Here is a 21,288-nt window from a genome sequence, read left to right as displayed (position 1 = left end):
GTTATAACTCCTTCACAACCGTTAATAAATCCGACATATGCGACAACATGTAATCAGGGTTAAACTGTTTTAAGAACGCTTCACCTTTTAATGACCATGCAACACCAGCAGTTTTAACTCCGGCATTTTTTCCTGCTTGGATATCATGGTAATTGTCCCCGATCATTATGACATGTTCTTTTTCTACCCCCAATTTATCAATGGCTAACAGAACAGGTTCAGGGTGTGGTTTTACATGTTGAACATCGTCAGTACCAATCCAAAATTCAAAGAAAGATTTTGCACCCATAAGGTCTAATCCTCTTTCAATTGTTTCTCTTCTTTTTGTAGAAACAATCGCCATTCGTATTCCAAGTTCATTTAACCTTTCTAATGTAGGGAGCACACCCTCAAATTCTGTAGCAAGTTCATCGTGATGCGCTTCATTCCATTGTCGATATTTCTCAATCATTTCGTCTACTTCATTTGGTGTGATTTGTTCAAACGTTTCTTTTAATGACGGTCCGATAAATTTTATGCAATCTTTTGACGAATATTGCCCAGGAAATCTCTCCTCTAAAACATGCATAAACGTTTCAATAATTAACTCATTTGTATCTAATAATGTCCCATCAAAATCAAAAAGTAATGCTTTCACTGATGTTCACTTCCCTATTTTCGTTTCTTACCCTTTGTTGTTTTAGTATCTTTTTGATCAAGATATCGTACAATAGGTCTAACTTTCCATCTTCTGTAAATGATAGCTACTAATCCAATTAGGATTGATAGAATTGATACGACTTGTGCCGAACGTAATTCACCAATTAAATATAAGCTGTCCGTTCTCATTCCTTCGATAAAGAAACGTCCGATAGAATACCAAATCATATATGAGAAGAAAATTTCCCCTCGATGTAAATTCACTTTCCGTAAAGAGATTAAAATAATTAAGCCGATTAAGTTCCATACAGATTCATATAAAAATGTTGGGTGAACATATGTACCCAATTCTTTTATATACATTTGTTCAATAATCCAATTAGGCAACATTAAATTTTCTAGAAACTCTCGAGAAACAGGACCTCCAAAAGCTTCTTGGTTCATAAAGTTACCCCATCGACCGACAATTTGGCCTATTAAAATACTTGGTGCTGCAATATCTGCAACTTTTAAAAAGCTAACGCCTTTACTACGACAAAAGAAGTAAGCTGTAATGACAGCGCCTATTAAAGCACCATGAATGGCAATACCACCATTCCAAATTTGAATGATTTTCCCAGGGTTAGTCCCGTAATATTCCCACTTCATAATGACGTAATAAATTCGTGCAGATAAGATTGAAATAGGAATTGCCCAAATTAACAGGTCTGCAAGGAAATTTTCGGGTAGACCGCGTTTAACTGCTTCCCTTTGACCAATGAAATAGGCAAGTACAATCCCTAAAGCAATCAATATTCCATACCAACGTACCTTTATAGGTCCAAATGAAAAAGCAACTGGATCGATTGCAAGTAAAATATTCTCCATAATAACCCCTTCCAAAACAAAATATTAAATATCTTCTATCTCGTGAATTGCAATTACCTCATCTAATCTTCTCGAAAATTCTTGAGCTGCATTCACACCCATTTTTTTGAGACGATAATTCATTGCCACAACTTCAATGATTACAGATACATTTCTACCTGGTTGCACTGGAATTGTTAATTTTGTGATATCCGTATCAATAATTTTCATTTTCTCTTCATCGAGTCCAAGGCGATCATACGTTTTTTCTGGATCCCAGTTTTCGAGTTCAATAATGAGGGTTACGCGTTTATAAGGTCGTATTGCACTTGCTCCGAAAAGAGTCATAATATCAATAATGCCAATACCACGAATTTCTAATAAATGCTCTAAAAGTGGTGGGGGGCTACCAATCAATAAATTTTCAGCTTCTTGGCGAATTTCTACACAATCATCTGCAACTAATCGATGCCCTTTTTTGACCAACTCAAGAGCTGTTTCACTCTTACCGACACCACTTTTTCCAATAATCAAAACACCTATGCCATAAACGTCTACTAGTACACCATGTACAGCCGTAACGGGTGCAAGTTTACTTTCAAGAAAATTTGTTAATCTACTCGAAAATCTTGTTGTTTGCATTGAAGTTGTTAGAACCGGAACATTATTTTCGTTTGAGGCAAAAATTAATTCTTCAGGGACTTCTAAACCTCTTGATACAACAATGGCAGGTGTATCTTGTGAACAAAGCTTTAACATTCGTTCTTTTTTTAATTCTGTTGGGAGCATTTCAAAAAAAGAGAGTTCTGTCTTTCCAATTAATTGAACACGATTGGCTGGGTAATGAGTAAAGTAGCCGGCCATCTCTAATCCAGGTCTTGAAATATCACTAGTTGAAATATAACGGCCAACTCCATCGTGACCACTGACTAACGTTAAATTAAATTTTTCAATGACGTCTTTTGTTGTGACTTGAATCATTAAATATACTCCCCTACCTTATTTTACATTTAGTAACTATTTTAACATGTTACCAGTAGAAAGTATTAAAATGAGGAACTGTTTGTATATAAAAAATAAACGAAGCCAGTATAATCTGGCTTCGTAATTTAATAAGGTTTATTATTTTTGTTGTGCTAACCAAGCTGCAGCGGCTTCAGCATCTCCGCCTTGTAGTAACCCACCAGGCATACCACCACGGCCATTTAAAATAACGTCTAAAATTTCGTCTTCAGATAAACGAGTTCCTACGTCAGCTAAAGAAGGTGTACTACCCATACCTTCTAAGTTGCCACCATGACAAGTCGCACAATTACTTTTAACAATCGTTTCTCCTTCAGCAGATGCTGTTTCAGTACCTGTGTCAGTTCCTTCAGTTGCAGTATCGTTACCTGTATCCGTTGTTTGTTCAGTACCAGTATCATCTGTGCCTGTGTTTGTGTCGTTTGTTGCTTCGTCGTCACCGCCACCACACGCTGCTAAAAATAGTGCTGAACCGAATATTAGTGCTAATAATGATTTCTTCAATGAAAACCCCTCCGAATAATTAGTGTGGATTGCATTACCTATTATAACAAAATTATACTCGTTTGAAACCTTCTCCCAGCACCTCATAAGCATCAGAAACAATGACAAAAGCTGTTGGGTCAACCATTTGTATGATTTGTTTCAGCTTTGTGAACTCGGTTTGATAAACAACAACCATTAACATTGTACGTTCTTTTCCAGTATAACCACCAAAGACAGGTAGTTTTGTCACACCACGATCAATCTCTTTGTAGATTGTATCTTGTATTTCTGTTTCTTTACTGGAAATGATATATACCATTTTTGATTGACTAAAACCTAATTGAACGACGTCGATTGTTTTGGTTGTTACAAATAAACCAATAAGAGCATATAACCCTTTTTCTAAATCAAATACTAAGGCAGCACTTATTGCAATAATCCCATCTATTAAGAGTACGCTTGTTCCTAAAGTAAGACCTGTAAATTTTGTTATAATCTGTGCAAGTAAATCGGTTCCACCTGTAGAAGCATTTCCTTTAAATACTAACCCAATACCAAATCCGACAATTATTCCACCGAAAAGGGCAGCAAGTAAGGGGTTATCTGTCCATGGATCTATGTTGTCTGTTAACAGAACAAAAAACGGTAAAGCTAATGTACCGATTAAAGATTTAACACCAAACTTTTTTCCTAATATTAGAACACCTGCAATAAATAACGGTATATTAAAGGCGTACTGCACGATTCCTGCATTCCATCCAAAAAGTCCATTTAAAATAGTACTTATACCACTAACGCCTCCGGAAGCTACCTGGTTAGGAAATAGGAATGCATTAAATCCGAACGCGATCACCGCTGCTCCAAGAAGTACATAAAAGTATTCCTGAATTGTATTCTTTGTAGAATTTAATACTTTATTCTCATAATTTTTACTCATATTTTTCCCCACATGACTTATTTTGTACATTCTGTGGACGATTATAACAAAGGGTAATAAAAAAGAGAACTTCATTAAGATAAAGGGTGACCTATGGAATAAAAATGGTATAAAAAAAGGCAAAAGGTTTTATCCCTTTGCCTTACATTGATTTTTCTGCCCATATTGCTGCTTCATTATATATTATTTCAACCTTTTCATTGTCTAAACCAAGTTGAGGTATAAGTCGTTCGATACTGTCCCAATCCATTTTACTTAGCGCAATACTAAATTCTAAATAAGGTGTCATTTCGGTTTCCACACCACTAATCGTATCAGAAACTTCTTCTGAAAAAGGAAGCTTTTCTAAAATAACATCCATCGGTCTATTTAATAAGCTATCAATTAAAGAAAATAAACCAACTAAGAAATATTCAGAGTAGTTTTCTTTATTCGTTTGTTTCGCAAGAATTTCACAAATTTTCGCTCTTAATAAAGAGGTCCTCATAAGTTCTTTAAATAAATCAGTATGATTTTTTAATTCCCCTTCACGCATAGCTAATAAGTAAATTAGTTTTCGTAATTCAGTTAATCCTAATAATAATATTGCCTGTTTAATCGATCGTACTTTTGATTTTTGCCGTTTATTTGTTTCATTGATTATTTGTAAAAGTTTATAAGATAAAGAAATATCTCTTTCGATATTCTCAGCAATTAAGTTTACATCTGGTTCTTCATCCTTCAATAAAGAAATAACTTGGAAATATTGTAATGTATTTAACGGGATATCTGTAGATTTAATAATTTGTGGTTGTTCAAAAAAGTAGCCTTGAAATAATGTATATCCTGAATGTTTCGCAACATCAAATTGGTTTCTCGTTTCAACTTTTTCCGCTAATAATTGAATATGTGGATAATATTGTTTAACTCGATTTTCAATTTCCATACGTTCTAATAAAGGAGTAGCTAAAAAATCAACTTTAATAAAGTCAGTGTGTTCAAAAATTTTATCGTAATGTACAACATCTTTATTAAGTACAAAGTCATCCAGAGCAATTTTAAAACCAATTTCTTTTAATTCCATTACCCGGTCAACTAATTCTTTAGTAATTGGGACATTTTCTAAAATTTCAATAACGATTTTGGATGGATTAATAAATTCAATGACATGACTCATTAATAGGTTTTCTGTGAAATTGACAAAACCTGGCTTCCCCTTTGTTACTTCTTTTATGCCCATCGATAAAAAGTAATTCACTAGTACATCTACTGTCGCTGCATCTGGTTCAGTATTTGGAAAGGCATTAATGTTTTGATTACGATATAAAAGTTCATAGGCTACTACTTCTTCGTCTATATTAAAAATCGGTTGTCTTCCAATAAAAACATCCACTCTACATTTCCTCACTTCATAGTTTATCTATTGCAATTATACTATGATTATATAGTTCCTTCCAAAAAAAACCTACCAGTTTCACCGAATATTTACATTTTTTTGTAGATGTTATGACATATGAACAAAATATTTTCTCCAAAGAAAAAAGACCGCCATTACGACAGTCTCGTTAATTAATTACGCAAAAATTGTTGACCATTCATTGCGTTTTTCTAACATCTCTTTTGCAAGTTCTTTTGCACCTTCTAAGCTATGATTTGCAGCCCAACCACATTGCACTTCATTACAAGCAGGAACTTCATTAGCTTGAAGAACATCTTGTAGTGTATTTTCTAAAATAGTTAGTACTTCTTCATAGTTATCATGGTTAATCATTGTTAGATAAAAACCAGTTTGACAACCCATTGGACTCATATCAACTACATGGTCTGTATGGTTGCGAATATTTTCAGCCATTAAATGCTCAATTGAATGGAGTGCATCCATTTTCATATGCTCTTTGTTTGGTTGTTTAAAACGAACATCATATTTATGAACGACATCTCCATTTTTTCCTTCTTTAATTCCTGCAAGTCTTACATATGGTGCTGCAACTTTTGTATGGTCTAAGTTGAAACTTTCAACATTCATTTTTGTCATGTTTTTACCTCTTTTCTTCAGGTGTTCTCGCTATTTCACCTATACTATTTTACAGCTTACTGCTTAGTCTGTCACTTTGGAAAATTCCTCTAATAAAAAAGATGCCCACGATATAGATAGGGCACTGAAAAAGTCGATTTTAATAAATTTTTATAATAAAAATACGCTCAGATCTTTTAGGAAGTGGGATTCACGAAGACTCCTACGGGAACAGCTTGAGCTGAAGACCCCGCAGGAGCTTGCGACGAGGAGGCTGAAGCCAAGCCCGTGGAAAGCGAAGTGAATCCCACCTTCTATTTAGAAGCAAATAATTACTATAAATTTTTATCGGTATTTAGTTTTTCAGTGGCTTCCGATATAGACGAGAGCATCTTAAAAGATTATTGTGTTATTTGTATATCTTTTAATGAGCGGCGTAAAATTTTCCCCGTTGAATTTTTTGGCAACTCGTCTAAAATCTCAATCACTTTTGGAACTTTATATTTCACCAAATGTTCTGCGCAATAATTACGTAGTTCCTCTTCCGAAACAGTCTTGTCCTTTAAAACAACAAACGCACATACTGCTTCACCAAGATTAGGATCAGGGAAACCAACGACAGCTGCCTCAATTATATTTGGGTGTGAGAATAATACTTCTTCTACTTCTCGAGGATAAACATTGAATCCCCCAACGATGATTAAATCTTTTTTACGGTCTACGATATAGAAATAGCCGTCCTCATCCTTTTTAGCTAAATCACCAGTGTATAGCCATCCATCTCTAATAGCGTTTGCCGTTTCTTCAGGCATTTTATAATAGCCTTTCATCACATTCGGCCCTCGAACAATAAGTTCACCTACTTCTCCTATTGGTACTTCATTTCCATTAACGTCAACTACTTTATTTTCGACGTTGACAATAGACATACCAATGGAACCTGCTTTTCGTTCTCGATCTAATGGATTAAAACAAGTCACCGGTGAAGCTTCTGATAACCCATAACCTTCTGAAACTTTAACGTTAAACTTTTTCTCAAAATCATAAAGGACCTGTACAGGTAATGGAGCTCCACCTGAAACTGCTAATCTTAAGTTTGAGAAGTTTTCAATGTCCCCTTCAAATTGATAAAGGAAGTTATACATTGTTGGAACCCCTGCAAATACGGTAGCCTTTTGACTTCCAGCAAGTTCATAGATTTCATTTGGGCTAAACCTTGGTGCTAGTAAAACAGTTGCTCCTTTTAATAGAGGCGCATTTACTACAACAGTTAATGCAAAAACATGGAATACCGGTAGTGTAGCTATTATTCGGTCTTCACTCGTCATAGCTAGATACTCTCCAACATCCCGCGCATTTGAATATAAATTTTGATGAGTTAACATAGCTCCTTTTGGATAACCAGTAGTTCCAGAAGTATATAAAATAATCGCCACATCATCATTATCTACAGAAACTGGCTCTACAGTTGCTGTTGTTGAAGAAAGAAGTTTTGAAAAAAGTTGTGTTTTATCTTTTGCTGCATCACTCAAAGATGTTAATTTCTCCTGAATATCTGGCATCGTTTCACAAATGATATAATGTTCTACCTGTGGGAATGCCTTAACCCCTATATCCACTAAAGGTAGCAACATATCTAGTGCAATGACTAGTTTTACATCACCATTTTGAATGATGTATGAAATTTCATCCGGAGTATACATTGGGTTTACAGGAATCGCTGTTGCTCCAATTGTCATTGTTGCATACAGTGAAATTAGAAAATGTGGTGAATTTCCAAGTAAAAATGCCACATGATCTCCTTTTTCCACCCCTAGTTGTTGTAATGCTGATGCAAATTGACTGACTTGTTGTTCGAACTCACCATATGAAGTATCACGGCCTAAAAAGTGATATGCAACTTTATCCGGTTGTTCAATTGCTGTTTGACGAACTTTTTCAACTAAATTCAAAACACCCATCCCCTTTGCATGTTTTTCAACATAACTAGCCCCAATTAGCTACTATGAAGTAAGAAATGAATAACCATTCATTTTCTAAATATTATAAATTAGATATATTAATAAAACAATGCTTTTTAGTATTTTATTACATCTTTTTCTAAGAAAATGAAATATTATTCTATCTACCGCAAGTTTTTCGTCAATCTCGGACATGGGAAATATAACGCCATCTTATTAAATAAAAGTAAATAACTTGAATTAGTACAAGGAATAAAAAGGCAAAAATCAATTCCTTTACAATTGATATATTGGCAACATGTTTTAGGATTTTTTGAATGGCGATAAATGCAAATAAACTGTGACTCAGCGCAACACCCCATGGTAAGAAAAATTGTGGGAATAAATGCTTTGTTACAAGCTTTTTCAACTCGTTGTCCGATATGCCCATTCGTTTTAACACATCAAATTTTCGTCTTTCTCCTTCTAAATTAGTGTGTAATTTAAAGTAAATAAAACTTCCTGCCGCAAGTAAAAATACAGCAGCTACTAAAAGACCTACTAATGTAAATAAAGAGTAAGTGGATAATATATAAGAATAATTTAATCCTGCATTTTCAAAATAGTAAGGTAACAAATACTTTTCTTTCAAATATTCTGCAGAAACGTTATGTTGAATTGATAATCCAATATCAGTAGTGTCAATCCACTGTGGTATATCAAAAGTAAATAAATGATAGCCTGGTTCCACTTTAGGGTAGCCGCTATATGGCTTTATTAACTTCGCAAAATCTTCGTCACTTATGATGATGGAATTCAAACTGACAATGGAACTAGGAAAAATAAGTTTTGGGTATACTTGATCAATTTTTATTGGAATATTATTTTCAACTAATACAGTATGAACTGCTTTCTTTTTTAATTTTTTTACAGATTCCTCTGTGTACGGTATAAACATTCCTTCACCTTCAGATAAACGCACCATCGGATATCCATAAGAAAACAGTAAACTATTAATATCCGATTCCCTAAACACTTCAACTTCATATTTTGTATAAGAGGAAGTTTGTTTAATAACTGTAAATCGGGTTAAATGATAAGATAAACCTTTATCCTCTAGTTGCGATACTAATGATGAAATATGGGTACCCTCATACGGATTGTCGATATGACCTTTATAGACCAACCCTAAAGGATTAAGTTTATCGTATTGGGATGTATAGGATGATAGAGTTGATAGTAAACCAACTGATAAAAAAGCAAGAGTAGAAACCATTGTCACAACAAAAAACATTTTTCCATTATTTTTTAAAATAAAGGTTTGCTCTGCTAACGGTAACATTCTTGAATTCTTCCAATAGACGCTCCTTCTCTTTTTTAAGCTTTCAACAAAATATTGTGTTGAATCTGAAAAGAAATAGAACGTACCGAATGTAATGAGAATTGGAATAAATAATGTGAAGGAGAAAAGTGTTGTTCTGGTCGTAACGATCGCTAAACAATAGCCTAATAAAATGAAAATAACGCCAAGGTAAGCCCTTTTTTTTGTATAAGTAACAGTATACTTAACTCCCTTAGGCCCTTTCATTAAATCAATAATCTTTCTTTGAGGAGCAAATTGTACACTAACCATCGAAATAAATACAAATGCGCTTAAGTAAACAGCAAAGGTTAATAAAAAAGGCTCCCACGAAAGATAGAGTGGCAACTCCTCTAGCATTAAAATTTCTCGAACAATCATAAAGAAAAATTTAGAAAATGAGTAGCCGAATATCACACCAAGCACTATCGACATTAATCCGATTATAATCGTTTCAATAAAGACTAATTTACTGAGCTGTTTTCGTTCCATTCCTAAATGAAGCAATATACCAAATTCCTTTGACCTTGCTTCTAAGAAAGCCTTCATTGAGTAAAATATGAAAAACCATGTAAACAATACTAATATGATTTCTGCAACGACCATCCAGACAATTGGGACATTGCCTAAAAAGCCATTGTCTATTTTTGGGTGAAACATGAGCATTGAATAAATAAAGAATACAAAAACCGAAAAAAAGCTGGCCATAAAGAAGGCAGCATAAATTCGGATATTGCGAACTACGTTACGGTAAGCGAATTGATGAAAGGTCACCTACTTGTCCTCCTCCTAAAAGACTTAGAACATTTAGAATGCGTTGGAAAAATGTTTGGCGTCTGTCATCCCGATAAATTTCGTTAAAAAACTCACCGTCCTTAATAAATAGCACGCGATCACAAAAACTTGCCGCAATTGGATCATGAGTTACCATTACGATTGTTGTTTGTCGTTCTTTATTAATTTTGCTAAGTAACTCTAGCACTTCACGGGAGTTATTAGAATCTAAATTCCCCGTAGGCTCATCTGCTAAAATGATAGATGGTCGATGTATTAATGCACGAGCAATGGCTACTCTTTGGGCTTGACCTCCAGAAATTTCGTTTGGCCTTTTATTCATAAATGGTTTCAAGTCCAATCGTTCAGCTAATGTATTTAGTCTCTCTTCCATTACGTCAACTGGTTGTTGGTCCAACGTTAATGGTAAGACAATATTTTCTTCTACCGTCAACATCGGTAATAAATTAAAATCTTGAAAAATGAAACCTAACTCCCTTCGTCTAAAAAAGGCAAGTTCAGTTTTATTTAAATTTTGAGGTTTTATGTAATTGAATACGATATCACCAGAAGTTGGTTTATCTATCGTAGAGATTAAGTTTAATAGTGTCGTTTTACCACTACCTGAAGGACCCATAACAGCTAAAAACTCGCCCTTAGCTAAGTCAAAACTGAGTTGATTAATTGCACGATTTGTTACTTTCCCCTCATAGACTTTTGTAACATCTTTCACTTGTAGTATTGGCATATATGCTCCCTCTTTGACTTAAAATGTAAGTGTAATCGTTGTCCCAACCCCAACTTCTGATTCAATTGTTAATTCATGTCCAAGCTTTTCACAAATTTCTTTCGCTAAATACAAACCCATCCCAGTTGATTCACCCGTTTTTCTCCCGTTTTCACCAGTGAAAAATGCTTTTGTTACTCTTGTAAGGTCTGATTTTGGGATACCAATTCCTTCATCTTTAACGATCAATTGCACTTGAGAATCTGTCCGTTTTGCAATGACGAAGATTTTTTTATTTGGTTCAAAGGTATATTTAACAGCGTTTGTTATAAATTGACCTAGTACAAATTTAAGCCATTTTGAGTCACTAGTAATAACAATGCTTTGGTCAATTTCGGTTTGTGGAAAGACACGATTTGTTATAAATAAACGTTTATTCTCATTAATTGTTGCAAGAACGATATCTTTTAACGAGACTTGTTCCACTTGCATATCTTCTTCAAATTTTTCTAGACGTGCATTCATAAGGACAAGTTCTAGTCCTCTTTTAATCCGGTCAACTTCTTCCCGAACGCTTGTATGATCAAGTGGCCCATCTTCTTGTAATAATAACTCCAGTACCGATACAGGTGTTTTCATTTGGTGGATCCATTGATTTAAAAACTTATCTTGGCGATTTTGTGAAGCATACAATGATTGCACTTCTTGTTGATAAACACGATACAATTCATGTAAATAACGTTCTGTTTCAATATATTCAAAGGTTTTTGCATTTTTTTGCAAAGCATCTTCCATTGAAGTGGGTAACTGAGTAATTCTATTTAAGTAATTTTGCCTTAAAAAATAGCGAACCCCTAAAAAAGATATAATCAAAATAAGGCTAATGGATATTGTATAAACAGCTGTATCAATATTTCTGAACCCATCTAAATAAAACAAAAGTAGAATGAAAAGGACTAGCACCATTTCAAAAATAACAAACGACAGGTGTTCCTTAATAAATAATTTTAGCCCCATCTACATTTCCTCCGAGCTTAAAACAAAACGATATCCTGCCCCGCGCACCGTTTCAATTACAGATTGCACTCCGTAATCTACTAATTTCTTTCTAACTCTCGTCATATTTACATTTAGTGTATTTTCATCAACGAAAGCCTGGTCATCCCAAAGCTCTTCTAATAACTTTTCACGGGTTACAACTTTAGGTGACCCGCCCATTAATAAATCCAATATAATACATTCTTTCTTTTGAAGCGGAATTTCAATATCTCTAATAACCAGTTCCATACGCTCTAGGTAAAGAGTAAGTTGTCCAAGCTTAATCGTTCTTTCTTCTTGTCTTGCTGAATATTCACCATATGTACGTCGTAAATGACTTTTAATTTTTGCAAGAACAATCTCATAATTAAACGGCTTCGTAATAAAATCATCCCCACCGTTTTCTAGGGCAAAGATTTGATCCATTTCCCCAGAACGAGCTGAAATAAAGATAATTGGACATTTCGTATACTGCCTTAACTGACGACACCAATAATAACCGTCATATGATGGTAGGTTAATATCAAGCAACAAGATATGAGGATTAAACGCTAAACATTCCTCAACGATTCCTTCAAAGTTTTGAACGATTTCAACATCATACTGATATTTTCGCAATGTATCCGCTAAAAGTGAGGCGATTTTCACATCATCCTCAACGATAAAAATTCGATGTTTTTCCATATAACATCCCTCCCCCAACTCCATATACTTAAAGGGCTTAATATTTTATATATTATTGTACCAAAAAATCCTCCCTCTCACATTTTTGAGAGGGAGGATTTTTCTGCACCGAAAGCTTTAGCGACGAGCCCAAAAATTACCACAATGTTTGAAGCAAGGTTTTTCTCGACCAAAAGCTTTAGCGACAAACGCAAATCCAATTCTTGATTGTAAGGTGAAACAGTTTGCCCCAAAATCTTACTAATTGAAATCAATTAGTAAATCAACTGTAGAAAATCCTCTTTTGTTATTCCACCAAAGTAATGAGGAATGTCAATCTCTTCAATTGCTTTTGCAATTTCACTACGGTCATACCTAACACCAACTAAAAGCTTTTCGATTTCTTCTACATCTCCAACTCCAAAGAAATCTCCGAAAATCTTTGCTTCTTCAATAATCCCTTTATTTACTTCCAATCGGATATCGATTCCACCAGATGGGAAGCGATGCGTTTTTTGAATATTGAAGCGAGGCGATTTTCCATAGTTCCATTCCCATGTTTGGTAACGTTCTTTTGAAAGGGTATGAATTTTCTCCCAATCGTCCTCTGTTAGTTCATAATATTGAATGTTCTCTTCTCCACCGAAAATAGACTTTAATATTTCCATTCGAAACTGTTCTACTGACATTGGTTCTTTTAAGAATTCTGAAATATTTCCAACTCGCGAACGAACTGATTTAATGCCTTTCGATTCAATCTTATCTTTTTTCACCTTTAATGCAGAGGCAACTGCGTCGATGTCTGTTTTAAATAGTAATGTACCGTGACTAAACATACGTCCTCTTGTTGCATATTGAGCATTTCCTGAAACTTTACGGCCTTCTGCTAAAATGTCGTTTCTTCCTGATAGTTCTGCATCCACTCCTAGATTTTTTAAAGCATCTACAACTGGTTGAGTGAACTTTTTATAATTGTGGAAGCTATCTCCGTCATCTTTTGTTAAGAAGCTAAAGTTTAAATTGTTCAAGTCATGATATACTGCTCCACCACCAGATAAACGACGCACTACAATGATTCCATTATTTTCAACATAATCTGTATTAATTTCTTCAATTGTATTTTGATTTTTCCCAATAATGATGGATGGCTGGTTGATATAGAACAGTAAATAATCATCCTTTTCTATATCCATATTTTTTAACACATATTCTTCAATTGCTAAGTTAATACGTGGGTCTGTAATTCCTTTATTATCTATAAAATACAAAGTTTTCACTCCCTTATTTTTTCATTTTTTATTTTACATTATTTTTGTAAATAGGTGTTGACTAACGTAATCTGTTATAGTACAATTTGAAATAACAAAACAGTAATATAACAGATTGTCCAAAAAGGAGGAGAGCATTATGTTAGAAAACGTTGTTGAATTTTTCAAAAACTTACCTGATAAAGTTTGTGTACAGTGTGGCGAAAAAATCGAAGAACAAAGTGAATGCTACAGCAGCACTTGCGATAAATGTAATACTCTTTAATTAAATCTTATTAAAAGTTTAGTTCCCTATTTGTTATGAACCTAAAAGTAAATCGCTTAAATATTTAACCCCCCACAAGACGCTCAAACTTGTGGGGGGTCGTTTTTAATGTCCGTGATTTTCTTCTTTTGTACTTTCTTCGTGTTCTGTTTCTCCATGTTCCTCTGTATTACCATGGTTCATTGTATCACTGCTATTATCTTCAATAACTTTACTCATATCCGGATTCCCAACAATGAGTTGTTGTTTCGGCATAACGTGTAATCCTCTTGCTGTTGTATGTGCAAACATATAGTACACACCGTCATGATCAAAAGTAATCTCGGCTTTATAGACGCCTTCACTATCTAATTCACCGTCAATCATCTGGCCCTCGTCTCGATAACCAGATTCCCAAACTTCAAATTTCACTGATTCTGCATCGTCCACATTTTCATTATTTTGTGTAACGTGGGCAGAGAGTTCAATTGGTTCATTTACCGCTACCTTTTCAGGGGTTAAAATATTTACTTTTACTTCGAGAGCTTCTACGTCAACAGGTTCATCATTTGTATCCACTTCTTTTTCATTTGAGGAGCATCCCATTAATAATACTGGTACAGCAACCATACTAAATAACCATTTCTTCATTTTTATTCCTCCATTAGTGGGATTGTAATAGATACTGTTGTACCTTCCCCTACTACACTTTTTATTGTTACATTTCCTTGATGCTGCTTTACGAGCTGATCGACAATTGATAGTCCTAAACCACTCCCCCCATCAGCACGACTTCTAGCTTTATTAACTCGGTAAAAACGTTCTGTTATATGTGGTAAATCTTTTGCAGGAATTCCAATACCTCTATCTATAATTTCAATAATGGCATTTCCATTCATTATTTTAGTCAAAATGGAAATAGTTGAATCATTGTTTGAATAACGAATTGCATTTTCAATAGTATTGATAAAAATTTGTTTCAACTTTTCTTCATGGCCTTCCACAATTATTTGTTCATCGAAGTTAGTTTTAATTTCTATATTTTTTTCTGCTGATTTCTTCTCTAAAAGACAAATCGCATCACGAATTGTTTCAGACAAAACTATTGGGTACAATTCAATGTTCTGCTCATTTGAGGTTCTTGCTAATTCCAATAATTCATTGGTGAGCCTTTCCATTCGATTTGCTTCCCTTGCGATTAACGAGATTGCCTCATCTTTATCTTTTCCCTCAATGAATTGTTGTTGAATTGCTTCACAATATCCTTTCACATAACTAATGGGTGTCCGTAATTCATGGGATACAGTTGCCAAGAAGTTTTTTTGTGCTTCATCTTCCCGTTCAATACTTGATGCCATTTCATTAAACGCTTCTGATAGTTTCCCAATTTCATCCTTTGAAGAAACAATAACACGTGTTTCATAATTACCATTAGACATTTTTTCTACAGCCTCTTGCAATTCTTTCAAAGGGCGCATAATATGGCGGATGCCTTCATAAACAAAAAACCCTAAAAGTGCAGAAAAAATAATTGCACAACCAATTAATAAAAATACTTCTTTATTGGCAAGTTCGCTAATTTTGGCTAAGGGATAATAAAGATAAATAATGCCTTCTAATCGACTTTGATCTGTTAAAGGTAATATGACCGAAATAATTTGACGTTCAAATCGTTCTTCGTATCCGATTTTCGTAATAGAATTTCCTTGTAATAATTCCTTTCGCTCATTTGGTCCTATTAGGGCATCATAATCGATGTCGAAAGGAACACAGGCACTTAACTCTCTCGGATTCCGAACTGCAAAAACATCAAAATTGGAATATGTATTAAATTCTTCAACATCCAGAATGAATTGATCCGTTACTTTACCACCTTTATATTTTGTTCGAAGTTTTTCTCCCACTTCAACCATCGAAGCTTCTGTATCTTCTACATACAATTGTTCGTATAAATACTCCGTTAAAACATACATAAAGGTAATCGTAACGAGTAAAAACAGCACGATAAGGCCCCAGATTTTCGTCGAGAGTTTTTTCATTTGTTTTTCTCAAAGCGATACCCAATACCCCAAACTGTTTGGATATATTCGCTTGCTTCCTTCGAATGTTTCGCTAATTTCAATCTTAATGTTTTAATATGCGTATCAACAGTTCTTGTACCTCCCGCATAATCGATATTCCAAATACGTTCTAACAGTTGTTCACGGGAGTAGACAGACTTTGGATTTTGCATAAATAAATGAAGTAGTTCATATTCCTTTAACGTTAGCGGCACATTTTCACTTCCGACAAACACTTTTCTAGCAATCTCGTCCAATTTAATAAGCCCATAATGAATGTATTTATAATTAATCGATTCAATATGATTACCTGTTCTTCGTAAAACCGCATTTATACGAGCAACTAATTCACTAGAGGTAAAGGGTTTGACAATATAGTCATCACCACCGATTGTTAGTCCTTTCACTTTATCTTCATTGGCATCTCGAGCTGTTAAAAAGATAATTGGAATGGAAGAGATTTCTCTTATTTTTTTACAAACGATAAAACCGTCTTCCCCGGGCATCATCACATCTAACAAAATAAGGTCAATATCATATTGTTTTATATAGCGAAAAGCCTCTTCACCATTCGATACTGCTAAAGTATTGAAGTTTGAACTTGATAACATAACTTCTATTAAATTTCGCATATCTATTTCATCATCTACGATTAAAACAGTTGTCACTTCACAACCTCCCTTACTAGTAACTGAAACGGTCCTTGATTTGTCTCAATTGTTTTTTGAATTTGCCTATCTTTTATAAAATAAATTTTATGATCATCGTATCCGGTAACAACTTGATAGTCCTTATAGGTCGCCACTACAAAAGGATTTGCCCCAACTTCCATATTCCAAAGCACTTTCCCTTGGAGATTTAAAGCAAATAACTCATTAGAACCGTGATTTACAACAAAAACTGTAGTTTCTTTTCGTGAAAACCCAATTGGCATTAAGGAGACATTAATTTCGCTTTGTAGTTCACCTGTTTTAATATTGTACACATCAATCTCTTGGTTTGGCTTACTTCCTTCTCCGTGTCCACCAATCCAGACAACCTCTTCTTCTGGAAGAATAATCATCCCATTAGAAGATTTTTCGATTTCCCACTCATCTTCTACTTCAAATAAGTCCAAATCTATTACTGATAAAATAGTATCTTTATAATTTACAACATATAATTTTCCATTATGGGACGTCATGGACATAGGATAGTTTCCTAATTGTAGTTCCTCCAATTTTTTCCCGTGAGCATTGAAGCTACTTATAGTATTACTTTCACTATTCGTGAAAAAGAATCGTTCTTGCTCTTCATCGTAATAAGCATTTGTTGTCCCAATACCCGACTTAATCGTTTGAACTTTTTTACCCGTAGACAATTCATAAAGATCTGCTTCATCTAATTGATGACCGTATAATAATATCTGGTCTTTTTTTATAAGTAGCGCACCAGTATAAGCCTTCTCAAATTCCCATTTTGCTATTTCCTCTGTCCCTTCAAAAAAGGTGATTGAAGGTTCCAATATATTGACTGATGCCACGAAAGATTGATGTTGATTGATTTTCGTAAATGCTTGCTCATTACAACCTGCTAAAATGAAAAGAAACAAAAGCATGATGTAGAGCTGTACATGTTTCATAAATGCCCATCACCTCTTTCAATATATTACTTTAGATTTGTGAAGTTTGGATGAAATAAAAACGACAAGGATGTGTCCCAATATTGAGACACATCCTTGAAGCAGTTATTGTTTAGTTTAACTGAAATTGAAACATTTCCTTTAATAGTTCTTGTGCTGCTTTTTTCCCTTGTGATACGCAATCTGGGACACTTATTCCATCGTAAGAGCTACCAACTAATTTTACATTCGGAAAATCTGTATATAATTGCTCTTTTATATGTTCTATACGCTTCTCATGCCCTACCGTATATTGTGGCATTGATTGTTTCCAACGAGTAACAACTGTAAATATTGGTTCCTCACTTAAACCAATAGCTAAATTTAAATCTTGTAGTACCGTTTTTTCAATATCACTATCTGATAATTCTACAATTGCCTCATCACCTACACGTCCAATATAAACACGTAACAAATCGTAGCCTTCTGGTGCAACATTGTTCCATTTATGATTAGACCAAGTACATGTCGTGATCGATAAATCACTATTTCTTGAAACAAAAAAGTTCATGGCATCTTTGTACTTTTTGATTTCATTTTGTTTAAATGCCATTGTTACAGTGGCAATTGTCGCATAGTTCATATTTGGTACATCTTCTAACAACCCATAGCTATTAAAAACACTTCTTGTTACATTAAATGGTGTTGTCATAATGACCGCATCACATTTTAATGGTGGAATATTATTAAAATAAATTTGAACTGAGCCATCCTTTAATTTATCAATCGACTCTACTTTGACACCTTTTAATATTGATTTTGGCGTTAACTTTGATTCGATGGATTCGATTAGAGTCTCTAATCCATTTTTAAACGTTTGATATGATTCATTATGATGATTACTTGTATGAGGTAACGATTTCTTCATTCCAAGTATTAAGCTACGATGCTGTTTTTCTAGTTGGTAAAATTGAGGAAACATCGATTGTATACTCAAGTGATCAATATCTCCAGCAAAAGTCCCTGCTAGTAGAGGTTCTACTAAATTTTCTACAACTTCTTTTCCAAATCTACGTCTAAAGAAATCCCCAATCGGTTCATCTTCATCTTCACTTGTTTTTGGTAACAACAAATCACCGGCTGCACGTAATTTACCACTTAGTGAGAATAATCCAGAGGTGATAAAGGAGGAGACTTTAAGTGATCCTTGGTATGCTAATATATTGGGAATAGGATTTAGTTCACTACCTACTACAACATAAGTTTGCCCTTGATTGTTCGTAACCATCTCGTGCTCGATGCCTAAATCGGTGGCTAATTCTCGCACACTGTTGTTATAATCTAGGAATGATTCAGGGCCACGCTCAATGATAAATCCATCTTTTCTTAACGTATGGATTTTGCCCCCTAATCGTAAAGATGATTCAATTAATACAACATCTATAGGCAAATTATTTTGTTGTGCTAATCTTTGTAAATAGAATGCTGCCGTTAATCCAGTAATTCCACCACCAATAATTGCAACCTTTCGTCTACTTAAAGTCACCCTCATCACACTTCCTATATTAATTTGCTAATTTATTATAAATGGCATCAATCATTGCATCGATAAACAATGGATGTGTATTTGGCATTGGAGGGCGTCTATAAGTCGCACCAAGCTCATCACACACGACTTTACATTCAAAGTCATTATCATAAAGCACTTCTAAATGCTCTGTTACAAATCCAACTGGTGCATAAACAAAAGAGCGGAAACCTTTCTCTTCAAATAGTTCACGCGTTAAATCCTGCACATCTGGACCAAGCCATGGTTCTGGTGTTTGTCCAGCAGATTGCCAGCCTACTTCGACATTCTTAATACCCGTTGCTTCTTGAATTAAACGTGCTGTTTCAATTAATTGATCTTCATATGGATCACCAGCTTGTTTAATTTTCTCAGGTAATGAGTGGTTGGAAACGATTAAACATGCTTTTTCACGTTCTTCTTCGCTCATTTCATCAAAGGCTGCATTAATTGCTAATTTCCAGTACTCGATAAATTTCGGTTCATTGTACCATGATTCTACAGAAGTAATTTTCATTGTACTTCCTAATTTATCTGCAGCTTCTTTTACACGGCCATTGTATGACTTAATGGAAAATGTTGAAAAGTGTGGAGCAAGGACGATTGTTACTGCTTCTTCAATACCATCCTTCACCATTGCTTCAACTGCATCTTCAATAAATGGTTCAATATGTTTTAAACCAACATATAGTTTATATTCAACTTCACCTTGAACTTCATTTAAACGCTTTTCAAGAGTTTCAGCTTGTTTTTGTGTCATTTTTGCTAATGGTGAAATACCACCAATTGCTTTGTAACGACTTTTTAAATCTTCTAAATGCTCTTCAGAAGGTTTACGTCCATGACGAATATGAGTGTAATATCTTTCAATGTCTTCTTCTTTGTATGGCGTTCCGTATGCCATGACAAGTAGTCCACGTACTGGTTTCATATTTTCACCTCGAAAGTTTTTTCTATAGATGTTTACTTAATCTAATTTACTCACCTGTTCACGACTATACTCATGAATTAAAGTTGTAAGGCGTTTTAATACATCAGGGTTTACTTCTGGGAATACACCATGACCTAAGTTAAAGATGTGCCCTGGAATTTCTAATCCTTGGTCGATAATATCTTTTGTACGTTGCTCTATAACAGACCAATCTGCAAGTAGTAACGATGGATCTAGATTTCCTTGTACAGCTTTTTCCACACCTAATTCACGTGCTTTACGAATAGGCATACGCCAATCAAGACCTACAACATCAATTGGAAGGTCATTCCACTCATTCACTAAATGGCTTGCACCAACTCCAAACTGGATAAGTGGTACATTTTCTTTACGTAATTCTGCAAAAATTCTTGTCATGATAGGTTTAATAAATACACGGTAATCTTCTACATTTAAAGCACCTACCCAAGAATCAAACACTTGTATCGCTTTAGCTCCAGCTTCAATTTGCGCTGTAACATCGGCAATAATCATATCCGCTAACTTGTCCATTAATGCAAACCAAGCTTTTGGCTCTGATACCATGAATGATTTTGTTTTGTTGTAATTACGGGATGGTCCACCTTCAATCATATAACTTGCTAATGTGAATGGTGCTCCGGCAAAGCCAATTAACGGTACATTTAATTGTTCTTCAGTTAAAATTTTAATTGTCTCTAGCACGAATGGTGTGTGTTCTTTTGCATTAAATTCGCCTAAATTTTCTACATCTTTTACAGTTCGAATTGGGTTTGAAATAACAGGTCCTACACCCGCTTTAATTTTTACATCAACGCCGATACCAGGTAATGGAGTGACAATATCCTTATAAAGAATTGCAGCATCTACATCATAGTTCTCTACAGGTAGTCTTGTTACATATGCACACAATTCAGGTTGATGTGTAATTTCTTCTAAAGAATATGTTTCTTTAATTTTACGATATTCTGGTTGGGATCTTCCTGCTTGACGCATATACCATACAGGAGTATATTCTGTACGTTCCCCTTTAGCCGCGCGTAATAATGTATCATTAAAAGCTTTCATTATTATACCTTCCCCTCAATTTAGTAACTTGGAAAAATTTATTAAATGTTACACCCAAGCCTGTTTGATTCAGTAAAAGAGCTTTATACTGAAATAAGTTAAAATG

Annotated in this window: 21 protein-coding genes; 1 reads left to right on the top strand and 20 read right to left on the bottom strand. The window is 34.5% G+C overall.

Features of this window, described 5'->3' with window-relative positions; genetic code table 11:
• Window position 1 precedes the first annotated feature (1 nt).
• The 13 genes from ppaX to CRO00_RS13505 form a co-directional block, all read right to left on the bottom strand.
• The gene (ppaX, locus tag CRO00_RS13565) at window positions 2–637 is read right to left on the bottom strand and encodes a pyrophosphatase PpaX (protein ID WP_097074201.1); all 636 of its coding nucleotides are present in this window, start codon (window positions 635–637) and stop codon (window positions 2–4) included.
• A gap of 14 nt (window positions 638–651) precedes the next feature.
• Complete coding sequence (gene lgt, locus CRO00_RS13560; protein WP_097074200.1) at window positions 652–1,506, bottom strand: prolipoprotein diacylglyceryl transferase; 855 nt, start codon at window positions 1,504–1,506, stop codon at window positions 652–654.
• Window positions 1,507–1,530: 24 nt separating this feature from the next.
• A complete protein-coding gene (gene hprK / locus CRO00_RS13555) occupies window positions 1,531–2,466 on the bottom strand; it encodes an HPr(Ser) kinase/phosphatase (RefSeq protein WP_097074199.1) in 936 nt (311 codons plus the stop codon).
• A gap of 141 nt (window positions 2,467–2,607) precedes the next feature.
• The gene (gene cccB, locus CRO00_RS13550; RefSeq protein WP_097074198.1) at window positions 2,608–3,012 is read right to left on the bottom strand and encodes a cytochrome c551; all 405 of its coding nucleotides are present in this window, start codon (window positions 3,010–3,012) and stop codon (window positions 2,608–2,610) included.
• 52 nt (window positions 3,013–3,064) lie between these two features.
• Window positions 3,065–3,931, bottom strand: a complete 867-nt coding sequence (locus CRO00_RS13545; RefSeq protein ID WP_097074197.1) for a YitT family protein — start codon at window positions 3,929–3,931, stop codon at window positions 3,065–3,067.
• Between the two features lie 142 nt (window positions 3,932–4,073).
• Window positions 4,074–5,303 carry an EAL and HDOD domain-containing protein gene (locus tag CRO00_RS13540; RefSeq protein WP_097074196.1) on the bottom strand — a complete coding sequence of 410 codons (1,230 nt, stop codon included), beginning with the start codon at window positions 5,301–5,303 and terminating at the stop codon, window positions 4,074–4,076.
• Between the two features lie 180 nt (window positions 5,304–5,483).
• Window positions 5,484–5,945: an S-ribosylhomocysteine lyase gene (locus CRO00_RS13535; protein ID WP_097074195.1), complete on the bottom strand. Its 462-nt coding sequence runs from the start codon at window positions 5,943–5,945 to the stop codon at window positions 5,484–5,486.
• Window positions 5,946–6,325: 380 nt separating this feature from the next.
• Window positions 6,326–7,876 carry a fatty acid--CoA ligase family protein gene (locus CRO00_RS13530; protein WP_097074194.1) on the bottom strand — a complete coding sequence of 517 codons (1,551 nt, stop codon included), beginning with the start codon at window positions 7,874–7,876 and terminating at the stop codon, window positions 6,326–6,328.
• Window positions 7,877–8,066: 190 nt separating this feature from the next.
• The gene (locus CRO00_RS13525) at window positions 8,067–9,998 is read right to left on the bottom strand and encodes an ABC transporter permease (protein ID WP_097074193.1); all 1,932 of its coding nucleotides are present in this window, start codon (window positions 9,996–9,998) and stop codon (window positions 8,067–8,069) included.
• A complete protein-coding gene (locus CRO00_RS13520) occupies window positions 9,970–10,746 on the bottom strand; it encodes an ABC transporter ATP-binding protein (RefSeq protein WP_097074192.1) in 777 nt (258 codons plus the stop codon). The genes CRO00_RS13525 and CRO00_RS13520 overlap by 29 nt, the downstream gene beginning before the upstream one ends.
• 18 nt (window positions 10,747–10,764) lie before the next feature.
• Window positions 10,765–11,742, bottom strand: a complete 978-nt coding sequence (locus CRO00_RS13515; protein ID WP_097074191.1) for a sensor histidine kinase — start codon at window positions 11,740–11,742, stop codon at window positions 10,765–10,767.
• Entirely contained in the window at window positions 11,743–12,447 is a 705-nt protein-coding gene (locus CRO00_RS13510; RefSeq protein ID WP_097074190.1) for a response regulator transcription factor, read from the bottom strand.
• A 254-nt stretch (window positions 12,448–12,701) separates the two neighbouring features.
• On the bottom strand, window positions 12,702–13,694 hold the full coding sequence (locus CRO00_RS13505; protein WP_097074189.1) for a lipoate--protein ligase: 993 nt from the start codon (window positions 13,692–13,694) through the stop codon (window positions 12,702–12,704).
• Between the two features lie 139 nt (window positions 13,695–13,833).
• Here CRO00_RS13505 and yhfH point away from each other — a divergent pair, with 139 nt between their 5' ends.
• Complete coding sequence (yhfH, locus tag CRO00_RS13500) at window positions 13,834–13,959, top strand: protein YhfH (RefSeq protein ID WP_097074188.1); 126 nt, start codon at window positions 13,834–13,836, stop codon at window positions 13,957–13,959.
• Between the two features lie 105 nt (window positions 13,960–14,064).
• Here yhfH and CRO00_RS13495 read toward each other — a convergent pair whose 3' ends face one another.
• The 7 genes from CRO00_RS13495 to hemE all read right to left on the bottom strand — a co-directional run bounded on the left by CRO00_RS13495 (window position 14,065) and on the right by hemE (window position 21,182).
• Window positions 14,065–14,589, bottom strand: a complete 525-nt coding sequence (locus tag CRO00_RS13495; RefSeq protein ID WP_097074187.1) for a FixH family protein — start codon at window positions 14,587–14,589, stop codon at window positions 14,065–14,067.
• 2 nt (window positions 14,590–14,591) lie between these two features.
• Complete coding sequence (locus CRO00_RS13490) at window positions 14,592–15,977, bottom strand: sensor histidine kinase (RefSeq protein WP_097074186.1); 1,386 nt, start codon at window positions 15,975–15,977, stop codon at window positions 14,592–14,594.
• A complete protein-coding gene (locus CRO00_RS13485) occupies window positions 15,974–16,666 on the bottom strand; it encodes a response regulator transcription factor (protein ID WP_097074185.1) in 693 nt (230 codons plus the stop codon). Before CRO00_RS13485 ends, CRO00_RS13490 begins: the two co-directional genes overlap by 4 nt.
• The gene (locus CRO00_RS13480; RefSeq protein ID WP_097074184.1) at window positions 16,663–17,619 is read right to left on the bottom strand and encodes a YncE family protein; all 957 of its coding nucleotides are present in this window, start codon (window positions 17,617–17,619) and stop codon (window positions 16,663–16,665) included. Before CRO00_RS13480 ends, CRO00_RS13485 begins: the two co-directional genes overlap by 4 nt.
• Window positions 17,620–17,731: 112 nt before the next feature.
• On the bottom strand, window positions 17,732–19,150 hold the full coding sequence (gene hemY / locus CRO00_RS13475; protein ID WP_202615676.1) for a protoporphyrinogen oxidase: 1,419 nt from the start codon (window positions 19,148–19,150) through the stop codon (window positions 17,732–17,734).
• A 13-nt stretch (window positions 19,151–19,163) separates the two neighbouring features.
• Window positions 19,164–20,096 (bottom strand): ferrochelatase, encoded by a 933-nt coding sequence (hemH, locus tag CRO00_RS13470; RefSeq protein ID WP_097074182.1) that lies wholly within the window; start codon window positions 20,094–20,096, stop codon window positions 19,164–19,166.
• 36 nt (window positions 20,097–20,132) lie between these two features.
• Complete coding sequence (gene hemE, locus CRO00_RS13465; RefSeq protein WP_097074181.1) at window positions 20,133–21,182, bottom strand: uroporphyrinogen decarboxylase; 1,050 nt, start codon at window positions 21,180–21,182, stop codon at window positions 20,133–20,135.
• Between the last annotated feature and the right edge of the window lie 106 nt (window positions 21,183–21,288).

This window comes from Ureibacillus xyleni, assembly GCF_900217795.1.
GTDB classification, from domain to species: domain Bacteria; phylum Bacillota; class Bacilli; order Bacillales_A; family Planococcaceae; genus Ureibacillus; species Ureibacillus xyleni.
This window is presented reverse-complemented; position numbering and strand designations above follow the sequence as displayed.